Below are 20,082 nucleotides of genomic sequence, written 5' to 3'. Positions count from 1 at the left end.
TATCCCAAAGAGAAAACAGGAAATAGCCAAAAAAATCAAAAAACTAATCATTAGATATTGCACTGCACACAAATCATGCCTAAATTTTGCAGTGCGGCAATGATCTGGCGTCTGCCAGGTGGCCGTAACGCACTTCTTGAGCGTTTCCTCCCTAAACTCGGGCCGCGCCTTTGGGTGCGGCCCTTTTTTTATCCGAGAGTCGGTGCGTTTGGGCCCTCGTCAGGTGGCGTCAGATTTCCGGGACCAAGGTCGCGTTCCATCAGTACTTGATCGAGCCAGCGTCCGTGTTTGTAGCCAACGCCACGCACTGTTCCGGCGAAAACGAAGCCTCGGCCTGCGTGCAAGGCGATCGAGGCGACCTGGAGGCTGTCGCCGATCACAGCCACCATTTTGCGGTATCCCTGCTCATCGGCGAGTTCTATCAGGCGATCCAGGAGCGCGCCTCCTACGCCTTTCCCCGCAGCCTCGGGCGCAACGTAAACAGAATCCTCCACTGTATAGCGGTAGGCCGGTCGAGGCCGGTAGGGACCGGCGTAGGCGTAGCCCAGGACTCGGCCGTCATCGGTCACGGCCAGGATATAGGGGTATCGCGCCATCTGTAGCGTCCTGAAGCGTCCGCTGAAGTCCTCCAGCGTCGGCGGCTCCAGTTCAAAGGATGCCGTGCCGTGCCGCACGTGGTGCGCATAGATGGCGAGCAAGGCCTCCAGATCGCTGCTCGCCGCCGCGCGCAGTGTAAAAACGATACCTGCTTTTTCTTTACCCATTGCGGTTGTCTCCGGGTATTAGCTGCGCTGAGTCGAGATCCGACAGTGCTGCAACCGCGCGGCGCAAATCGGCGCGCAGGCTTGCCATGCCGGGTCCACGCGCGAAGTTGCGTTCATCCATATAAAGCGCGCGGTTGATCTCGATCTGCAGGGCATGCACGGCCTCGCCGGGTCGGCCGTAGTGCCGCGAAACGAACCCGCCCGCGTAGGGCACGTTGCGAGCAACCTTGTAGCCTGCGTTGGACAGGCTCTGTTCCACCGCTTCGATGACCGGACCGGCGCAGGAGCTGCCGTGGCAATCGCCAAGGACGAAGGCAGCCCCCTCCGGGCCCGGATCATGGCCACCTGAGGTTGGCTGCTGGGGTTTGCTTGTCGAGCCCCGTGGCGAGGGGCCGCCGACCGATGGCATGGAATGGCAATCTAACAAGATGCAGTAACCAAACGCTTCCCGGGTTTCGTCGATTAAACGGCGCAAGGTCGCATGATAGGGACGGTAATGCTTTTCAATCCGGGCCTGCGCCTCGGCGAAACGCAGCTTCGTCCGGTAGATTTCCGCGCCACCGGCGACGACGCGCGCCAGGGTGCCAAGCCCAGCCGCTACACGGGGCGAGCGGGTGTTCGCAAAGTCCGGCAGGCTGTCACAGAACATCGTGGGATCAAGCTCATAGGCTTCGCGATTCGGATCGATGTAGGCGCGTGGGAACAGCGCGCAGAGCAGGGGCGCTCCAAGAGCCGGGATGCTGTCAGAGCTATCGGGGTCATCGGGGTCGCCGCTGGGCTCCGCCGCAGTGACGAAATCGAATAGCTCGTCGACAAAGGAATCTTCGCTGCGGCGCAGCGCCTGTGCATCGAGCCGTGATGCAGCGATGAATTCGGGTGGATAGCAGCGGCCGCTGTGCGGTGAAGCCAGGACGAGGGGCAATGTCTGGCATGCCGGTCGCAGGACGATGTGAGACGGGTCCGGCAGATTGAGAACGGCAGCGTCGTGACCGTCCGGTACGGCATTTCGAGCTGCTTTAACGCTCTGCTTTGGTTGTCTCTTCACCGGTTCATCGGTCCTGTCGTGAGGCTGACGTTAAGGCTGCCGTTGGAGTATAGCTGTCGGGCCCGCCTTTTGGTTACTGCCTTCGCTGCTCGCCCTTGGGCGGTGATTTTCAGCCCCTATTCCTAGGTACTGGCTTCCTTGCGGCGGGGCAAGAGGCAGACTTGGCGCAGCTTTATAGAAAATGGAGCCTTGAAAAGGCGCAAGGGGCATGGTATCCGCCTCTCGCTTGGACGGGAAAGGCCGCATTCGTTGGCTCCTACCGCCCCCAGGCATCCCGAACCGGAAACGGGCGCGTAGCTCAGCGGGAGAGCACTACGTTGACATCGTAGGGGTCGCTGGTTCAATCCCAGCCGCGCCCACCATCCACCACTGCACCTGGTAATTTTCGCGCTATAGTGCCTTCATGCACCAAAAACGGCGCCCTGATCGCGGCCAAATGCTTGCCAATAGTGGGTGCTGTCTTATATCAACGGGGCCCAAAGCGAGGACGACCTCCCCCGGCCCGGGAAACTGAAGGCGGGACGACCCGTAGGACAAAGTGGGAGAAACTCCCTTGCGTAGCGTTCGCGACCGTATCCGCCATGCCGTGTGTTTCGAGGTCATCGGCCTTATCATCGTGACCCCCGTAGCCGCCTGGGGTTTTGACCAACCGATGCATGCCATCGGCCTCGTCGCGTTGGTCAGCTCGCTGCTGGCGACGGCCTGGAACTACCTCTACAACCTGCTGTTTGACCACGCCATGTTGCGGCTCACCGGCAGCCCGCGAAAATCAGTGGCGATCCGCGTCTTCCACGCGGTGCTGTTCGAGTTCGGAATGCTACTGGTTCTCTTGCCTTTCATCGCCTGGTACCTGGGCATCACCTTGCTGCAGGCCTTCCTGATGGACGTTTCCTTTGCCCTTTTCTATCTGGTTTACGCCTTCGTCTTCAACTGGGCCTACGACGTGATCTTCCCCATTCCGCACTCTGCCAAAGCGCGGGTGTGAGAGGAATCCATCGTCATTTTGGTTTGCAGTATCCTGGGAAGGGAAGGCGTTTGCTGCGTTCGGTTTCGAAGGGCTCGTAGAGGCCGCCCGAATAGCGCGGGCAGTCGCGGGCAAGGCCAAGCGCCACGATGGCGACGGAGAGGTCCGTGCCGTCGGCCAGGAAGCAATCTCCCACCCAGCGGTCATAGGTCTTGCGCCCGGTAAGATCGCAGATCACCTGCTGGCCCGCGACCAGACCGCGCATGGCGTTCTTGGACTGCTGGCCGTATGGCTCGGAAAGCTCCGGTGCGGAGATTCCGCTGAAGCGGACGGGTACTCGCGCCACCTCGAAGGTGTCGCCGTCGCGCACATGGGTGACATACCCGGAAATACGGCTGGGGGTTCCCACCGGCGGATCGCCCGCCCGGGCAACGCCGGATGTTGCCGCCAACCCCATCAAGAGAGACGCCAGCGCCAAAGCTGACAGGAAAGAGCGCGCCACCTGCGCGCCGCACCGTATCGATCGCATTCAGAAAAACCCAAGTTACGCGTGTAGCAAATTAAAATACTACGACCTTAGAGTGTGTACCAGAATGTAATTGAGGTGCCTTCGTGGTCTGATCGTCGCAGTGGCGCGGTTGCGATCGGTTTTGAGTCTCGACCCGTCGAGCCTTTGAAACTAACCTGTCATCACGATTGGGATTCAGACGGTACCCGGATCACCTGTTGGCGCTTGACGCGAACTGATTTCATGGCCGCAAAGTTTCGCCGCGCGGCGCGTTGGAGCGGGAAGGGGGGAGGCCGGGTAGCGTCCGCGGGAAGTTCCGCTTGAACGGGGCTCGCCCATCGAAAAGAGGTAGAAGGAACAGGGTTTCGCTTTAGGCCAGGTTTGCCACGGATTTCGGGCGGCCGAGGCCGGTCAAAGGGAGCGTGAATGCCGAAAGCTGTCAGACTCTTCGTGCGCTACGTCGAAGCGGTCAACCGCATCGTCGGGCGCATCACGATGTTGTTGATCTTTGCGATGATGGGGGTCCTGCTTTACTCCTCGATCATGAAGACGGTCGCCATCCCGCCACTTTGGACGCTGGAGATGGCACAGTTCCTGATGGTCGGTTATTTCCTGCTGGGCGGGCCTTATTCCATGCAGCTCGGCGAGCATGTTCGCATGGACCTTCTGTATGGCGCTTGGTCCGACCGCACCAAGACCCAGGTCGACGTCATCACCATCCTGTTTTTGATCTTTTATCTGGCGCTGCTGCTGTGGGGTGGCCTGTCGAGCAGCGGTTATGCGCTCCAGTACGGCGAGCGCAGCTATTCAGCCTGGCGGCCCTACATGGCGCCCATCAAGATCATCATGTGCATCGGCATCTTCATGATGTTGCTGCAGGCCATTGCCATGTTCATCAAGGACATCGCCAAGCTGCGGGGGGAAGAGCTCTGATGAGCTACGAAGTGATCGCTTTGCTAATGTTCTCCTCGATGATGCTGATGCTGTTGACCGGCCAGCGCGTCTTCGCGGCCATCGGCTTCATCGCCGTGGTGGCGGCCTTGGCGCTTTGGGGCGAGGGTGGGTCCGAGATGGGCTTTTCGGCGGCCATGAAGCTGATGAAGTGGTACCCGCTGCTGACCCTGCCGCTGTTCGTCTACATGGGTTACATGCTGTCGGAATCGGGGATCGCCGACGACCTCTACAAGATGTTCCATGTCTGGATGGGGCCGCTGAACGGCGGCCTTGCCATCGGTACGGTGCTGTTGATGGTCGCGGTCTCGGCCATGAACGGGTTGAGCGTGGCGGGCATGGCCATTGGCGCCAGTATCGCCCTGCCGGAGCTTTTGCGCCGGGGCTACGACAAGATCATGGTGACCGGCGTTATCCAGGCCGGTAGTTCGCTGGGCATCCTGGTGCCGCCCAGCGTGGTGCTGGTGCTTTATGGCATGATCGCGCGCCAGCCGGTGGGTCAGCTCTGGCTGGCAGGCGTGTTCCCGGGCCTGATGATGGCCGGGCTGTTCATCCTCTACATCGTGGTGCGCTGCTGGTTCCAGCCGCAGCTTGGACCCGCGTTGGCCGAGCAGGAACGCAATATCCCCTTTGCCCAGAAGCTGCGCCTGCTGCGGGCGGGCATCCTGCCGCTGCTGATCTTCTTTTGCATGACCGGCCTGTTCCTGATGGGCGTCACCAGTCTTGTGGAAAGCTCGGCGGTGGGGGCGGTGACGGCCACGCTGGCGGCCCTGATCAAGGGGCGTCTCAACTACACGGTCATGGAGGCGACCCTGCGCAAGACGCTGGGCATCAGCTGCATGTTCATGTGGATCATCCTGGCCGCGCTCTGCTTTGGTGCTGTCTTTGACGGCCTGGGTGCGGTCAAGGCCATCGAGGGTTTCTTCATCGGCCAACTGGCGCTGGGTCCCTGGGAAGTCTTGATCCTGATGCAGCTTTCTTTCCTCCTGATGGGGACCTTCCTGGACGATACGGCGATGCTGGTGATCGTGGCGCCGCTTTATGTGCCGCTGGTCGATGCGCTGGGGTTCAATCTGATCTGGTACGGGGTGCTCTACACCATCACCTGCCAGATTGCCTACATGACGCCGCCCTTCGGCTACAACCTCTTCCTGATGCGGGCCATGGCGCCGCCGGAAATCGGCTTGAAGGACATCTACGTATCCATCATTCCGTTCGTGTTCGTGATGATGCTGGCGCTGGCGCTGGTAATGCTGTTCCCGCAGATCGCACTTTGGCTGCCCGGGCAACATTACGGCTATTAGGGCAGGCCGTTTGGTCGCAGGCGAAATCATTTTTCTGGTGGTTCAAGGGTATAGGAGGCAAAACTGTAGAGTACGTTGCGGCCCCCCTGACGAAACCGCTTCGCGTGAGGCCTATCGAAAGGGGTGGAAAGATCTTCAAACCAGGCGGTTGATCACAAGGCCGCTCATTGGACAAGGGAGATAAAACATGACGAATAGACGCGATTTCCTCAAAAAAGCAGGTGCGGCAGGTGCCGTCGGCGCGGTCGCCGCGGCCTCCAGCTTTCCCGCACCTGCGGTAAGGGCGCAAAGCAAGATCAAGTGGCGCTTGCAAACCTACGCGGGTGCTGCCCTGGCCGAGCACGTCATCAAGCCGTCGATTGATGCCTTCAACAAGGTGGCGAACGGCGAGATGGAGATCGAGCTTTACTTCGCCGATCAGTTGGTTCCGACAGGCGAGCTGTTCCGCGCCATGCAGAACGGCACCATCGACGCGGTGCAGTCGGACGACGATTCGATTGCCGCACCGGTCGATATCTCGGTGTTCGGCGGATACTTCCCCTTCGCGACCCGCTACAGCCTGGACGTACCCGTGCTGTTCAACGAGTGGGGTCTGCGCGAGATCTGGGAGGAGGCCTATAGCGAGGTCGAAGGCGTGACCTGGTTGTCGGCGGGCGCCTGGGATCCTTGCCATTTCAACACAAAGGACCCGATCAACAGCCTTGAGGATCTGAAAGGCAAGCGCGTCTTCACCTTCCCGACGGCCGGCCGCTTCCTGTCTCGCTTTGGGGTGGTCCCGGTGACGCTGCCTTGGGAGGATATCGAGGTTGCCGTGCAGACCGGTGAACTGGACGGCATCGCCTGGTCCGGCATCACCGAGGACTACACGGTCGGTTGGGCGGACGTAACCAACTACTTCCTGACCAACAATATCTCGGGGGCCTGGGTCGGCTCGTACTTCGCCAACAGCGACCGTTGGAAAGAGCTGCCCGACCACCTGAAGGAGCTGTTCAAGCTCTGCATGGACAGTTCGCACTACTATCGCCAGTACTGGTACTGGGGCGGCGAAGCCAAGCTGCGCGTTTTCGGTGACAAGTTGAAGCTCACCACCATCCCCGATGCCGAATGGGCGAAGGTGGAAGCCGAGGCCCGTAATTTCTGGGATGAGATTGCCGCGGAGAGCGAGCGAAACGCGCGGGTTATCAAGATCATCCGCGAATACAACGACGCCATGGAAAAGGCCGGCCGCCCTTATCGTTACAGCTAAGGGGGTCCTCGCGGCCAGCAAGAGCGAAGGCGGCACGGGCGATTGCCCGGCCGCCTTTTTGCTGTAGGGATGAGCGGAGAACCTTACAGAGGACAGAATACCGGCGGTGTTTTAGGAAATTCTTAAATATTTTCGCTTCAAATTGTGTCTATCGGCGGTTTCGTCGGTTTGATGGAGATGACAATGCGAAGTGAGATTTATCAGGAAGTGGCGCGTGCAACTCGCATTCAGCGCCTCGAAATCCGGTACAAGGGCGTGGGTGCACTATTGATTGCAACGCTTGTGTGCCTCTCGACCCTGTTGACCTTCACGATCGGGTTCGCCAAGGCTGGCGGGCTTTTGGGCGGTTTCTAAGACGCTACCGAGTGTGCCGTACTACCTGCACCCTTCGCTGGTGCCGTGCCCCGGCCAGTCACGTATGATCTCACCACTGTCGGCGTTTTCTATCCAGAAGACCCGGTAAGCCACGAACGAGGCTGACTCTTTGTCGCTACGTTCCTCATAGTCGCAGCGCTTGACCACGAAGGTCTCGCCGACCTCGATCCAGAAGCTTCCGAAGTCCGTGGTGTAGGCCTCGCCACCGAAGTATCCCCTTGGCTTCCACAGGACCGACAAATTGTAACCACCAGGCACGAGCACCACGCCCTGGCTATCCCATAGCGGCTCTCCCGACAGCTTTGCTCGGTCTTCAAGGCGCACCAGCAGGCTGCAGTTTCCGTTGCATAGGAGTTTGGCCGTCAGCGAAGGCTCCAGCTCTTCGGCCCCGGGCATGATCACGGATTCAGTGGTTGTGCTGCAGGCTGCCGTTAGAAGCAGAACACAGATCGCTGCCAAAGGCGCCAGCCGTTGTCTCAGTGTCGTTTCGACAGGCATCTTCAACCCCTTGAATTGATTTCTACAGACTAGAGGATTCGCCGTCTTGCCGCCAGGACCGGCAGAGCTGCGGCGGATCGCCTCGCCAGCCTTGGTCCTGGGATTCCACCGCCTATGTCAGCCATGCAAATGACCCATAGAGGAGAAGCTTTGCCATGATCAAGAAACTGAGTTTGGCGTTTGTGTTTGCCGTTGCCCTCGCAGGCCCGGCCTTTGCAGAGACTTACGAGGTGGAGATGTTGAACAAGGGATCGGATGGCGCCCGCAACGTTTTCTCGCCGGCGGTTATCAAGATTGCGCCGGGCGACACCATCCGCTTCGTGGCCACCAGCAAGGGACACAATGCACAGTCGCTGGACGACGCGCTGCCGGATGGCGCCACGCCCTTCAAGACCAAACTCAGCAAGACCGAGGAGGTAACCTTCGAAGCACCTGGCGTCTATACCTACAAGTGTCTTCCACACTATGCGCTGGGCATGGTCGGTGTCGTAGTGGTTGGTGATGACATCTCCAACCTGGAGGCCGTTAAAGCCGAAACTGGCGCCGCGCCCGGAAAGGCAAAGCAGGTTTTCAGCGACCTGTTGAGCGGCCTTTGATCTGATCGGTTGTGGGACCGTGGTGGACTGTAGCCACGGTCCTGGCCGATTGCAGCCTGTGGGAAGGGCTGCCATGCGTGGCTCATGCTTCTCTCCCGCTTTCGTCCTTGTCATACTTCCTGCTTTCCCGCTCAGGCGGAATCTTTGACGACTTCAGGAGAGATCGGCCCCTTGCCTGCGATAAAGCCCGCGCCTCTATGCCTCGGACCGCTAACCGCCCTCGAGGCTCCCAAGATCGCCCTTCCCAAGGGTGCCTGCGACACCCACTGCCACGTCATCGGTCCTTTCGACCGATTCCCCATGGTGGAAGACCGGACCTACACACCGCCGGTTGCCTCGCCCGAATCCTATCTTGCGATGCTTGACCGCTTGCAGATGGATCGCGGCGTATTGGTGAATGTCAGCGTACACGGGACCGATAACCGCTTGTTGCTGGAGACCGTCGGGCCCCGCCAGGACCGTTTGCGCGCCGTTGTGGTGATTCCCGCCGATATTTCCGAAGCCGAACTGGAGTGCATGCACGAAGCGGGTGCGCGGGGCTTCAGAATCAATCTGCTGTTCAAGGGCGGCGTGCATATGGAAGCTCTGGAGCGGCTGGCGGCAAAGGTCGCCCCTCTCGGGTGGCACGCGCAGTTCCTGATCGATATCCGCATGCTGCCTGAAATTCTGCCGGTAATTCGACGCCTGCCGGTCGAAGCAGTGTTCGACCATATGGGGCATTTCCCTGCCGCGCTCGGCCCCGATCAGGACTTTTTCCAATCAATGATCGCGTTGGCCGAGGAAGAGCGTGCCTGGGTCAAGCTATCCGGCGCTTTCCGGCTGACCGACAAGGGGCTTCCGCACGATGAGGTCAGACCTTTGGCCGAAGCGCTTCTAACGCGAATCCCCAGTCGTGTTGTCTGGGGCTCGGACTGGCCGCACGTCTCGCTCTATGACGTGATGCCGGACACCGGGGCGCTGTTGAACGAGGTGTTGGGTTGGTGCCCCGATGCGGCGATCCGGCAGGCTCTCTTCACCGATAATCCAGCGCGACTCTATGGATTTTGATGAGGCACGGTTGCGTGAGGCCGTCATAGGTTTACTTGACAGAGATTGGGGTAGGGGCCTATAGCCCCGCATCCATTCAATTGCGTCTATGGGTAACCAGGAGCAAAGAACCGTGACAATCAAATCCGGCATGAACCCGACCGGGATTCCCTTCCGTCTCTTGTTGCCGCCGCTTGTTGCGATGGCGTTGGTCATCGTGCTGTCGAACGAATTGGTACAGCATCCGATCAACGACTGGCTCACCTGGGGCGCGATCAGCTATCCGATAGCGTTCCTGGTCACCGATACGACCAACCGCCTGCTGGGGGCCAAGAATGCCCGTTGGGTCGTGGCGTTGGGTTTTGTGATCGGCGTAGCGCTCTCGCTTCTGGTTGACGTGCGCATTGCGATCGCGTCGGGAAGCGCCTTCCTTGTAGCCCAGATGCTCGATATTTCCGTGTTCAACCAGTTGCGCCGCGCCGTCTGGTGGAAAGCGCCTTTGGTTTCCAGCGTAATCGGTTCGGCCGTTGATACAGCGTTGTTCTTCTCGCTGGCCTTTGCCGGAACGGGTCTGCCCTGGATCACCTGGGCCTGGGGCGACTTCGGTGCAAAACTCTTCATGGCGGCGACGTTGTTGCCCGTCTTCCGCCTGATCGTCACTTACTACCCGGCGCGCCTGCGCTTGGAAGAACCAGCCTGACGGCGCCGATCGGTAATCGAAACGAAAAAGGGCGGCCCGGTTTCCCTGAGCCGCCCTTTTCTTTACGCCATAGCGCCTGTTATTCGGCCGCCTGGTGGATGGTGCGCTGCGGGTAAGGAATGCTGATGCCCTCCTTGTCCATGCGCTCTTTCAGGGCCCGGGTCATATCCCATTTCAGGGGCCAGTAGTCACCGGCGTCGCACCAGATGCGGATCACGAAATCAACGGAGCTGTCACCCAAATTGCCGACCGCGACCAATGGGGCTGGGTCATTATGACAGCGCGCATCGGCGGCAATCAGGTTTTCCACCGCCGCTTTGGCCTTGCCGATATCGGCCTCGTAGGCGATGCCTAGGGCGAGGTCCAGACGGCGGGTCTTGTGATAAGAGTAATTGACGACAGCCGAACCCCAAACCTGGCTGTTTGGAATGATGATCTGGACATTATCCGGCGTCGCCATCTCGGTGACGAAAAGGCCGAGCGCCTTGATCGTCCCGGAGCGGCCGCCGACCTCGACATAATCACCCGCCTTGAAAGGCCGGAAGATCAGGAGCATCACACCAGCGGCAACGTTGCTGAGCGTACCCTGTAGCGCCAGGCCAATGGCCAGACCGGCAGCACCGACAACCGCAATCAGACTGGCGGTCTGTACGCCAAACTGATTCAGCACCGCAATCACGGTCATCGCAATGATGATGTACCGCGCGAGGCTGCCGAAGAAGCTGCGTAGCATGTCATCGATTCGCGGGCTGCGAGACAGCATGCGGCGTACTAGCTTGTCGGCTCGCCCAGCAAGGAATAGGCCGACAATAAGGATGACAATGGCGCCAATGACGTCGAGGCCATAGAGCGTGACTAGGCTGATTACCTCGTCCACGACCGCTTTGATTTCGGATTCCATGTTCCCTCCTAAATTCATAAAGCCCGGCGGTTGGGTCCGCCGGGCCTTATAAAGGAACGGGGCGCTTACTGCACCCTTAAGTTGGGCACGCCTCGATCAGAAGGGGATCCAGGAGCTTTCCTTGGTGTAATGAAGGTAGCCGACGTTTGCTCCGGCCCGCAGACCAACGCCCGTGCGGATCGGCGCCAGGGTGATGCCGGCTGCCCGTTGATAATTCACACCCAACCCGGCAATGAAGTAGAAACTGCCTTCCACACCCGGAAAGCGCTGGAAAATAGCTTCTGAGCTGGGCAGATCGTAGACCAGGGTAAACACCCGTGAGGCATTGCCGCCCAGGTCCCATCCGATAGACGGGCCCTGCCAGTAAATCTTGCGGGTGCCGTGTAGCTTGCTGTTCAAGGTACCCTCGCCGTAGCGAACACCGACGCCAATCGCGCCGCTGGCTTCCTCGCCGACGATGTAGGCGTTCGGACGACCGTTATCCTCGAAAGCTTTCTCGATGATCTCGGCAAGGCCCTCGGTCGTCGCGCCGAAGAAGCCGCGCGCCTCCTCCAGTATTTCGTTTTCCGAGTAGGTGCCGTCATCGGTCGCGGGTTCTTGGGACGCGTCACTGGTCTGCGCCGTTGCAACGCCCGGCAGCGCTACCAGACTGATCAGACCCAGCATCATCAGGAACCGTCGCACTCTAGTCATCGTCTTTTTCCACTTCCAGAACTTGGGGGGTTGTTTGTACCGGTATAGTCCAGCGGCAACTCGGTCGTCGCCTTGATCTCCTCCATAACAAAGGAGGCGGATACATCAGTCAGGTCCACGCTCGCTATCAGACGTTTGTAGACAGCATCGTAACCTGCAATATCCGGAACGACGATCTTCAGCAGGTAATCCAAATCGCCGCTCATCCGGTAGAATTCAACGATCTCATCGATCTTTTCCACGGCCGTCGCGAAGCTGTCAAACCAAGCCTGGTTGTGCTGGTTCGTCCGCACCCGCACAAAAGCCGCCAAACCAAGACCGAGGCGGTCCGGGTCCAGCAGGGCTACGCGCTGCCTTATAACACCACTCTTCTCTAAAGCCTGAATGCGGCGCCAACATGGCGAAGTCGAAAGACCGACCCTGTCGGCCAATTCAACGAGCGACAACGAGGCATCGCGTTGCAGAAGGTTCAGGATTCTCTTATCTGTGGCATCCATTGGGAAAAATTATCATATTATGAAATAAAAAGGGGAAAATTTACTACATAAATAGTAAAAATAGAGGAAAATAGGAAAGTGTTTTCTGGGATTTTTGATTAAGCTGTTTTCCAGTATCAAGGGGAGCACGAAGATGATCAGACGCCTTTTCACCGCACATCCAGCCGCCGTCAGCGAAACCTATGGTGAGCATTTCGGCACGGCATCCGGTTTTGCGCTGAAGTTGTTCTTGGCGTCCCTGGCTTGTGCAATCCATGCGGTCTTGCCTTTTCTTTTCGAGAAAACCGGCAGCCACATGATCAATGAGCTGCATGACCGCATGGTCCGCAATCGGGCGCGCCACGCCGTCGCCGATACAGCTTACGCAGCGCGCCAGAGCTAATTTTTCTAACACCTATCAAACCGGGTTATTGGTGTCCGTCCTGTCATTGACTGGCAGATTCGCCGTCATTCGCCTAGAGTTTTGATTGTCTTGGACAACAACCGGCGGAGGGGCGTGTGGACGGAGGTTTTTTCTGGATCGTACTGCTCGTCATCATGCTGCAGCCGGTATTGCAGCAACGTGTCCTGATGGCTCTGCGGCAACGTAAGATTTCCCAACTCGAAAAGAAACGCGGCTCACGTGTGATCCTTCTGGTGCACCGGCAGGAGACCATGCGTCTCCTGGGCTTTCCCTTGGTGCGCTACATCGATGTGGAGGATTCTGAGCAGGTCTTGCGAGCGATCCATCTTACCGACCCGAAAATGCCTATCGATTTGATTCTCCAAACGCCAGGGGGCTTGGTGCTGGCAGCGCTACAGATCGCCCGGGCGCTCCAACGCCATCAGGGTAAGGTGCGGGTTTACGTGCCGCACTACGCCATGTCAGGCGGTACGCTCCTGGCTCTGGCAGCGGACGAGATTGTCATGTGCCACCATTCCGTGTTGGGCCCGGTTGATCCGCAGATTGCTGGTAAACCTGCCGTTTCCATTCTCAATGTGGTCCAGTCAAAGTCGATCGACGAGGTCGACGACGAGACCTTGATTTTGGCTGATATTGCCGAAAAGGCGGTTCGCCAACTCCGCGAGTCTGTCCTCGATTTATTGCTTGGTAAGATGCCGCCTGAACAGGCCGAGCAGCTTGCCGATACGTTGACAAGCGGCCGCTGGACGCACGACTACCCAATCACCGAGGCCGAAGCGCGAAGGTTGGGCCTGCCCATTGCCAATGACATGCCCGATGAGGTTTTCCAATTAATGGAGCTGTTTCCGCAGCCGGTTCGTAGCCGCGCCAGTGTCGAATACCTACCGACACCGCATGAGCGTCAACCGAAATAGCGTCATTTCCGATAGGGACGTGACTGGTCCAGCAACCAGTCACGTACGCGCTTGCAATCCTCATTCTCCAATGGGCCGAACGGCCAAACCACATAAAATCCCTGTTCGCCCAACCACTTCTCCGGTCGGGCCGGAACGAGGTTGCCTTGTGCGATGAGATTACCGGTCAGGTGCCGCCAGCCAATTGCAACGCCTTGTCCTTCGAGTGCTGCCTGGATGACCAGGGCATAGTCGTTGAACCGGAGTCCATCGCCACGATCCTGGTAGGAAACACCAAGGTTGGCGAACCAATCCTGCCAGCTCGGCCGTGGCCGAAAAGGTTCGTCCAGGTGAATTAGTTTAGCCGCCGCCAGTTCATCCAGTGAGTTGAACGGGCCTGCTTCCTCAAGGTATCCGGGGCTGCACAGCGGAAGTATCTCCTCGTCGGCGAAGTAAGCTGTGCCGCAGCCGGGCCACTGGCCGTATCCGCGTCTGACCCCCAAAGTAATGCTCTCTGCGACCAGATCGATGTCCTTGTCGGTTGTTTGCAGACGTAAATCGATGTCTGGATGCGCCTGACGAAAGGCGGCCAGGCGAGGCACCATCCAGTGGCTGGCGAAGGCCGTAGAGACGGAGATGGTGATGTGGCGATCGTCGTGCTGACGCCGAATGTCCTCCGCCGAGCGAAGGATATGCGCCAGCCCCAGCGAAACGTCCTGGTAGAAGCGTTCTCCGGTCTCGGTCAACGCGACGCGCCGGTGCTGCCGGGTGAAGAGTTTGACGCCCAACGCCGTCTCAATCTGGCGTATGCTGTAGCTGACCGCAGCCTGTGTGACACCCAATTCCGTTGCGGCTTTGGTAAAGCTGCCCGCTCTCGCTGCGGCCTCAAAGGATAGCAACGCGTTGGCGGAGGGAAGAAGCCGACGTAAGTTATTCATAAAGCATTTTTATCTGAAAGATCAGAATTTTCCAAGATTACAGCGCAACAGGACAGCTATAGCATCAAACAAACAAGGGCAATGCATTAAGCCAGAGGGAACACCGGATCATGGGTGAAACGCGTGCGCGCAGACGAGAGGGTGGCGGTCGAGCGGGAAGGGCGGCGCGTCCAGCCGATGTTGCGGCTCCAGCCATATTGACCCGGCAGATTCCCACCTATGAATTGATGGGAGAGGAAGGGCTGGCCGCGATCGAAGACGCGGCCGACCAGATTCTTCAGGAAATCGGGATCGACTTTCGCGGCGATGAAGAGGCTTTGCGTCTTTGGCGCGAAGCGGGGGCCGATGTCCAGGGGGAGCGGGTCCGGTTCCCGCGTGGTTTGGTGCGCGGTATTATCCAGGCGAGCACACCGCGGCAGTTCAAGCAGCACGCGCGTAACCCGGAGCGCACCGTCATCATCGGCGGTGATCACGTGGTCTTCTCCCCGGCTTATGGGTCGCCTTTCGTGCGCGATTTGGATGGCGGGCGGCGCTACGGCACGCTGGAGGACTTCGAAGCCTTCGTAAAGCTGGCCTATGCGTCTCCGTGGCTCAATCATTCCGGCGGTACGATCTGCGAACCGGTTGATATCCCGGTTTCCACCCGGCACCTGGACATGGTCTATGCGCATCTGCGCTACTCGGACAAGCCCTTCATGGGGTCGGTGACGATTCCAGAACGCGCAGCGGATTCCATCGCCATGGCGAAGCTCGCGTTCGGTGAGGATTTTGTAGACCAGAACTGCGTTATCCTTGGCAACATCAATGTCAACTCGCCGCTGGTATATGACAGCGCTATGACTGGCGCGCTCAGGGCTTATGCCGCTGCCAATCAATGCACCGTGGTCGTACCTTTCATACTGGGCGGTGCCATGGGGCCGGTGACGACGACCGGCGCAATCGCCCAGGCGTTGGCGGAGGCGATGGTAGGGGTCGCCCTGACGCAACTCGTGCGGCCCGGGGCGCCGGTAATTTTTGGCAACTTCCTGTCATCCATGTCCCTCAAGAGCGGTGCTCCGACTTTCGGGATGCCCGAGCCGACGCTTGGTTACATGGTCGTTGGCCAATTGGCCCGCCGTTTGGGTGCGCCGCTGCGCTTGGGCGGATCGCTCACCGCATCCAAGGTCGCCGATGCCCAATCGGCGCAGGAGAGTTCGGACTCGCTCATGGCTTCAATGCTGTCGGGCGCCAATTTCATTTTGCATGCGGCGGGCTGGCTCGAAGGGGGCCTGACCATGGGGTACGAGAAGTTCATCATCGACTGCGATCATGTCGGCATGATGCACGTGCTGATGAAAGGCTTGGCGACCGATGATAATGCGCTAGCGTTGGACGCATTTCGCGAAGTAGGGGTAGGCAAGCATTTCCTGGGCTGTGCGCACACGTTGAGTAATTATCGTACGGCCTTCTATGACGCAGAGATGGCCGACAACGATTCCTTTGAGCAGTGGGCCGAGGCCGGTTCGCTGAGTTCAGAGGCCCGTGCGGCCCGGCGCTGCAAGGAGATACTGGCTGCTTACGAGGCCCCGCCCATAGATCCGGCCGTCGACGAGGCCCTGAGGGAATTCGTGGCGCGCCGAAAGGCCGACCTGCCGGAAGCCTGGTACTGATTGGGCGGGGAGTTCACCGACGTCATGACCCAGCACTTTCCTCATCTATTCAAGCCATTGCAACTACGCCACAAGACACTGCGCGGGCGCCTAAATTTCGGCGCTCACACGGCGAACATGTCGGAGGAGGGCCTGCCTGGAGCGCGGCACCTTGGCTACTACGCGGAGCGCGCACGTGGCGGCGCCGGGATGATCGTCGTGGAGCCCATGCCGGTGCACGCTTCCGGCATTCTGACCCGAGGTAACTTTCGCCAGGGTGACGATGCCGTCATACCGGGCTTCAGGGCCATCACCGAGACCTGCAAGGATCTAGGAGCGGTGATGATTCACCAGCTCTACAACGTCGGCCAGCATGGCGACTTCGATAATTCCTTTCATGCCAGTTGGTCCCCCTCGGGCCTACCGTCGTTCCATGATTCAGACGGCAGTCATGCCATGACCGGGGCACAAATCGAGGAGGTTATCGGCTGCTACGTCGACGCAGCCGTCAGGGCGCAGGTCTGCGGTTTCGATGGAATAGAGCTTTTTGCCGCCTACCATGCCTTGATTGACCAGTTCTGGACGCCTTGGTCCAACCGGCGCGACGATCGCTGGGGCGGCTCTTTCGAGAACCGCATGCGCTTTTCGACGGAAATCACCAGCCGCATCCGCAAGGCGACAGGCGAGGATTTCATCATTGGCATGGCAGTATCGATGCACCCGGTCATCAAAGCTTCGCTATCGGTTGAAGCTATGCAGGAAATCGCCGCTTACCACGACGAGAGAGCGTTGATCGATTACATGACCTGCGGCACCGGTAGTTATTTCGATTTTTATCCTCTCATGCCGACGGTGCTCTATGAAGACAAGCTGGGCGTACCCTATGCGGAGGCGCTCAAGCAGGTCGTCAAGCATACCCGTATCCAGGCAGAGAGCCATATCCGCACACCGGAGAACGCGGACTATGTGATCGCCTCGGGCCAGGCCGATATGGTTTCCATCGTGCGCGGCCAGATCGCCGATCCCCATATGGCCAACAAGGCGCGTGAAGGCAGGCCGGAGGATGTCCGCCCCTGTCTCTCCTGCAATCAGATGTGCTGGGGAAGACGATCCAAGGACTATTGGATTTCCTGTCTCATCAATCCTTCGGCAGGCCGTGAATTCGAGTGGGGTGGCGACCGCTTTACGCCGGCCGAGAACCCAAAACGGGTCCTGGTGGTCGGCGGCGGCCCCGCCGGGCTGGAAGCGGCGCGCGTTGCAGCCGAGCGGGGTCATTCGGTGACCCTTTGCGAGGCTGCGCCGGAACTGGGCGGTCGTTTCCGTCTAGCCGGCCTGCAGCCGCGCCGGGCGCAGATACTGGATTACATACAATGGTATGAGACGCAGCTTGCCAAGCTGCAGGTCGAGGTGCGCCGCAACTGTTTCATCGATGCAGACGATATAGATGGATTTGCACTGGATGTCGTGGTCCTGGCGACTGGGTCGTTGCCCGATGAGCGCGGTTTTCAGCGCGGTATACCGGATGTCGAGCGCATCCCCGGCATTGAGAAGGGGAACGTCTGGTCGGTCGAGGATGTAATGAGCCGCAATGCACGGCCCGGTAAACACGTTGTTGTGCTTGACGATATCGGCCATTGGCATGCCGCCGGGACGGCTTGGCATCTAGCCGAGCAGGGGCATGAGGTCACTATTGTGACGCGCCATGCCATGACGGGATGGGAACTGGTGCGGACCGCGACAGACTGGCCGCTGCGCCAGCGCCTGAAGCAATTGGGTGTGAAAACACTGGGCGATTCGGTTATCACCGAGTGGCGTGGTGATGCCGTCGAGATCATGGATTTGCGTGATACCGAGCGTCAGGTTGTCGAAGCCGATGCGCTGGTGCTGGGTTGCACCAACGAATCGCAACGCTGGTTAGGCGATGCCTTGGCGGGGCAAGGTGGCGACTACGAAATCCACTCCATCGGCGATGCTGTTGCCCCTCGATTGGCTGTGATGGCCATCTACGAAGGTCGCAAGCTGGCGCTGGAACTTTAACGACACGAAGGAGAAGGACGGCATGCGTGAGAACGACCCGCTGCTGCAACCCTATCAACTAAAGCACCTGACGCTGCGCAACCGGATCATGAGCACCTCGCACGAGCCTGCCTATTCCGAAGACGGTTTGCCGACCGACCGTTACCGACTCTACCATCTTGAAAAAGCGAAAGGTGGGATCGCCCTGACGATGACGGCGGGCTCTGCCATTGTGTCCCCGGACAGCCCGGCAGCCTTCGGGAATCTTCATGCTTACAAGGACGAGATCGTACCTTGGCTGAAACGCCTGACGGATGACTGTCATGCCGAAGGCGCTGCCGTCATGATTCAATTGACGCATCTAGGCCGCCGAACCAACTGGAACCATTCGGATTGGCTACCGGTTCTGGCGCCGTCGCCAATTCGCGAGCCTGCCCACAGGGCCTTTCCCAAGACTGCGGAGGACTGGGACCTCGAACGCATTACCAAGGAGTACGCGGCCGCGGCTCAGCGCATGCAAGAAGCCGGCTTGGACGGCATCGAACTGGAAGCCTACGGTCATCTGATGGACGGCTTCTGGTCTCCGGCGACCAACCAGCGTGACGATGCCTACGGCGGCAGCCTGGATAATCGTTTGCGATTTACGCATGAGGTTCTGGCGGCAATTCGCGCGGCCGTTGGGACGGATTTCATCGTCGGCCTGCGCTTGGTTGCCGACGAGGATTGGGACAAGGGCCTCAGCAGGGAAGAGGGCGTGGAGATCGCGCAGCGGCTGGTTGCCAGCGGCCGTATCGACTTTCTGAACCTGATCCGGGGGCACATCGAGACAGATGCCGCGCTTTCAAAGGTGATTCCGATTCAGGGGATGGCTTCGGCCCCCCATCTCGATTTCGCGGGAGAGGTGCGGGAGATTACCAAGTTCCCGGTTTTCCACGCCGCTCGTATCGCCGATGTGGCCACCGCCCGTCATGCCATCGCCGAGGGCAAACTTGACATGGTTGGCATGACCCGCGCGCATCTTGCCGACCCGCATATCGCCAGGAAGGTGGCGGAAGGGCGTGAGGAGGAAATTCGTCCCTGCGTCGGCGCCACCTATTGCCTGGACCGCATTTACGAGGGGCACGAGGCGCTTTGCATCCACAATCCAGCGACGGGACGCGAGGCGAGTCTGCCCCACGTTCTGAGGCGATCGGATGGGCCAAAGAGGAAAGTCGTGATCGTCGGCGCCGGTCCGGCAGGATTGGAGGCGGCCCGTGCTTCGGCCGAACGTGGCCATGAGGTGGTGGTCTTTGAGGCTGCCGACAAACCGGGCGGCCAGGTGCGCCTGGCCGCGCAACTCAAACGCCGTTCGGAACTGATCGGCATTGCCGACTGGCGCCTGGCCCAATGCGAACGTCTCGGGGTTACCTTCCGTTTCAATACCTGGGCCGAGCGCGAGGATGTGCTGGGTGAGACGCCGGACATTGTGGTGATCGCCACTGGCGGTTTGCCTGACACCGGTTGGTTGGCGGAAGGTGGAGATCTGGTAGTCACGTCGTGGGATATCCTGGCGGGTGACGTGAAGCCGGGCGAGCGAGTGCTGCTGTTCGACGACAATGGCGGGCACCCGGGCATGGAAGCGGCGGAATTCATAGCCCAAGCAGGGTCCAAACTGGAGTTGGTCAGCCCAGAGCGCTTTTTCGCGCCCGAGATTGGCGGCCTGAATCATGTTCCTTACGCTCGCTGTTTTTCCGAGTGCGACGTGCGTGTCACCATCAACACGCGTCTGATCGCCGTTCGGCGTTCGGGCAACGGGCTGCTGGCGTCCTTGGGAAGCGACTACTCTGACCGGATTGTCGAGCGCGAGGTGGACCAAGTCGTGGTCGAGCACGGGACCTTGCCGCTTGAAGATCTCTATTTTGAGTTGAAGCCGCTGTCCCGCAATCTGGGGGAGCTCGATATGGCTGCCTTTGTCGCTATCCAACCCCAGTGCGTGACCCGCAACCCGGACGGCGACTTTCAGCTGTTCCGTATCGGCGATGCCGTCGCCAGCCGCAACATCCATGCTGCCATCTACGATGGCCTTAGACTCTGTATGACTTTCTGATCGCTTTGCCAAGCGGTGCCGGGCGCGGCATAGTTTCAGAATCGGTTTGA

At 59.4% G+C, this 20,082-nt stretch carries 21 protein-coding genes and 1 tRNA gene; 14 read left to right on the top strand and 8 right to left on the bottom strand.

Annotated elements, in window-relative coordinates; translation table 11 throughout:
* Positions 1-188: 188 nt before the first annotated feature.
* A complete protein-coding gene (locus tag FHR98_RS07610; RefSeq protein ID WP_183416051.1) occupies positions 189-764 on the bottom strand; it encodes a GNAT family N-acetyltransferase in 576 nt (191 codons plus the stop codon).
* Positions 757-1,809, bottom strand: coding sequence for an N-formylglutamate amidohydrolase (locus FHR98_RS07605; protein WP_437126615.1), 1,053 nt, complete (start codon positions 1,807-1,809; stop codon positions 757-759). The genes FHR98_RS07610 and FHR98_RS07605 overlap by 8 nt, the downstream gene beginning before the upstream one ends.
* A gap of 287 nt (positions 1,810-2,096) precedes the next feature.
* On the opposite strand from FHR98_RS07605, the gene FHR98_RS07600 reads away from it, so the two are divergent.
* Positions 2,097-2,171, top strand: a tRNA-Val gene (locus tag FHR98_RS07600).
* Between the two features lie 191 nt (positions 2,172-2,362).
* The gene (locus FHR98_RS07595) at positions 2,363-2,794 is read left to right on the top strand and encodes a PACE efflux transporter (RefSeq protein WP_183416050.1); all 432 of its coding nucleotides are present in this window, start codon (positions 2,363-2,365) and stop codon (positions 2,792-2,794) included.
* Between the two features lie 13 nt (positions 2,795-2,807).
* Here the strand turns inward: FHR98_RS07595 and FHR98_RS07590 are convergent, their stop codons facing one another.
* A complete protein-coding gene (locus tag FHR98_RS07590) occupies positions 2,808-3,302 on the bottom strand; it encodes a thermonuclease family protein (RefSeq protein ID WP_221205775.1) in 495 nt (164 codons plus the stop codon).
* A 405-nt stretch (positions 3,303-3,707) separates the two neighbouring features.
* Between FHR98_RS07590 and FHR98_RS07585 the strand changes: the two genes are divergently transcribed.
* The 4 genes from FHR98_RS07585 to FHR98_RS07570 all read left to right on the top strand — a co-directional run bounded on the left by FHR98_RS07585 (position 3,708) and on the right by FHR98_RS07570 (position 7,136).
* On the top strand, positions 3,708-4,214 hold the full coding sequence (locus FHR98_RS07585; RefSeq protein ID WP_183416049.1) for a TRAP transporter small permease subunit: 507 nt from the start codon (positions 3,708-3,710) through the stop codon (positions 4,212-4,214).
* Positions 4,214-5,536, top strand: a complete 1,323-nt coding sequence (locus FHR98_RS07580; RefSeq protein WP_183416048.1) for a TRAP transporter large permease — start codon at positions 4,214-4,216, stop codon at positions 5,534-5,536. Before FHR98_RS07585 ends, FHR98_RS07580 begins: the two co-directional genes overlap by 1 nt.
* A gap of 187 nt (positions 5,537-5,723) precedes the next feature.
* The gene (locus FHR98_RS07575; RefSeq protein WP_183416046.1) at positions 5,724-6,782 is read left to right on the top strand and encodes a TRAP transporter substrate-binding protein; all 1,059 of its coding nucleotides are present in this window, start codon (positions 5,724-5,726) and stop codon (positions 6,780-6,782) included.
* 183 nt (positions 6,783-6,965) lie between these two features.
* Positions 6,966-7,136, top strand: a complete 171-nt coding sequence (locus FHR98_RS07570) for a hypothetical protein (protein WP_183416044.1) — start codon at positions 6,966-6,968, stop codon at positions 7,134-7,136.
* Positions 7,137-7,157: 21 nt separating this feature from the next.
* Here FHR98_RS07570 and FHR98_RS07565 read toward each other — a convergent pair whose 3' ends face one another.
* A complete protein-coding gene (locus FHR98_RS07565; protein ID WP_183416043.1) occupies positions 7,158-7,655 on the bottom strand; it encodes a hypothetical protein in 498 nt (165 codons plus the stop codon).
* 155 nt (positions 7,656-7,810) lie between these two features.
* Here FHR98_RS07565 and FHR98_RS07560 point away from each other — a divergent pair, with 155 nt between their 5' ends.
* The 3 genes from FHR98_RS07560 to FHR98_RS07550 all read left to right on the top strand — a co-directional run bounded on the left by FHR98_RS07560 (position 7,811) and on the right by FHR98_RS07550 (position 9,977).
* The gene (locus tag FHR98_RS07560; protein WP_183416041.1) at positions 7,811-8,251 is read left to right on the top strand and encodes a pseudoazurin; all 441 of its coding nucleotides are present in this window, start codon (positions 7,811-7,813) and stop codon (positions 8,249-8,251) included.
* Between the two features lie 144 nt (positions 8,252-8,395).
* The gene (locus FHR98_RS07555; RefSeq protein ID WP_246377572.1) at positions 8,396-9,298 is read left to right on the top strand and encodes an amidohydrolase family protein; all 903 of its coding nucleotides are present in this window, start codon (positions 8,396-8,398) and stop codon (positions 9,296-9,298) included.
* Positions 9,299-9,410: 112 nt separating this feature from the next.
* Positions 9,411-9,977 (top strand): VUT family protein, encoded by a 567-nt coding sequence (locus FHR98_RS07550; protein WP_322091227.1) that lies wholly within the window; start codon positions 9,411-9,413, stop codon positions 9,975-9,977.
* 79 nt (positions 9,978-10,056) lie between these two features.
* On the opposite strand, the gene FHR98_RS07545 is transcribed toward FHR98_RS07550, so the two are convergent.
* The 3 genes from FHR98_RS07545 to FHR98_RS07535 all read right to left on the bottom strand — a co-directional run bounded on the left by FHR98_RS07545 (position 10,057) and on the right by FHR98_RS07535 (position 12,068).
* Positions 10,057-10,878: a mechanosensitive ion channel family protein gene (locus tag FHR98_RS07545; protein WP_183416037.1), complete on the bottom strand. Its 822-nt coding sequence runs from the start codon at positions 10,876-10,878 to the stop codon at positions 10,057-10,059.
* Positions 10,879-10,974: 96 nt separating this feature from the next.
* Positions 10,975-11,571, bottom strand: a complete 597-nt coding sequence (locus FHR98_RS07540; protein WP_183416035.1) for a DUF1134 domain-containing protein — start codon at positions 11,569-11,571, stop codon at positions 10,975-10,977.
* Positions 11,568-12,068: an Lrp/AsnC family transcriptional regulator gene (locus tag FHR98_RS07535; RefSeq protein WP_183416033.1), complete on the bottom strand. Its 501-nt coding sequence runs from the start codon at positions 12,066-12,068 to the stop codon at positions 11,568-11,570. The genes FHR98_RS07540 and FHR98_RS07535 overlap by 4 nt, the downstream gene beginning before the upstream one ends.
* A 133-nt stretch (positions 12,069-12,201) precedes the next feature.
* Between FHR98_RS07535 and FHR98_RS07530 the strand changes: the two genes are divergently transcribed.
* Together FHR98_RS07530 and FHR98_RS07525 are read left to right on the top strand one after the other, a co-directional pair.
* Positions 12,202-12,450 carry a DUF6356 family protein gene (locus FHR98_RS07530; RefSeq protein ID WP_183416031.1) on the top strand — a complete coding sequence of 83 codons (249 nt, stop codon included), beginning with the start codon at positions 12,202-12,204 and terminating at the stop codon, positions 12,448-12,450.
* 116 nt (positions 12,451-12,566) lie between these two features.
* Entirely contained in the window at positions 12,567-13,385 is an 819-nt protein-coding gene (locus FHR98_RS07525; protein ID WP_322091226.1) for an SDH family Clp fold serine proteinase, read from the top strand.
* A gap of 2 nt (positions 13,386-13,387) precedes the next feature.
* Here the strand turns inward: FHR98_RS07525 and FHR98_RS07520 are convergent, their stop codons facing one another.
* Positions 13,388-14,302, bottom strand: a complete 915-nt coding sequence (locus FHR98_RS07520; protein WP_183416030.1) for a LysR substrate-binding domain-containing protein — start codon at positions 14,300-14,302, stop codon at positions 13,388-13,390.
* Positions 14,303-14,412: 110 nt separating this feature from the next.
* Between FHR98_RS07520 and FHR98_RS07515 the strand changes: the two genes are divergently transcribed.
* From FHR98_RS07515 to FHR98_RS07505, 3 genes are read left to right on the top strand one after another with little or no spacing between them, the layout of a single operon-like run.
* Entirely contained in the window at positions 14,413-15,951 is a 1,539-nt protein-coding gene (locus tag FHR98_RS07515; RefSeq protein WP_183416028.1) for a trimethylamine methyltransferase family protein, read from the top strand.
* A 24-nt stretch (positions 15,952-15,975) separates the two neighbouring features.
* Positions 15,976-17,967, top strand: a complete 1,992-nt coding sequence (locus FHR98_RS07510; RefSeq protein WP_183416027.1) for an oxidoreductase — start codon at positions 15,976-15,978, stop codon at positions 17,965-17,967.
* Between the two features lie 22 nt (positions 17,968-17,989).
* Positions 17,990-20,032, top strand: a complete 2,043-nt coding sequence (locus FHR98_RS07505) for an NADH:flavin oxidoreductase (protein WP_183416026.1) — start codon at positions 17,990-17,992, stop codon at positions 20,030-20,032.
* The last annotated feature ends 50 nt before the right edge of the window (positions 20,033-20,082 follow it).

It is taken from the genome of Limibacillus halophilus (assembly GCF_014191775.1).
GTDB classification, from domain to species: Bacteria; Pseudomonadota; Alphaproteobacteria; order Kiloniellales; family CECT-8803; genus Limibacillus; species Limibacillus halophilus.
This window is presented reverse-complemented; position numbering and strand designations above follow the sequence as displayed.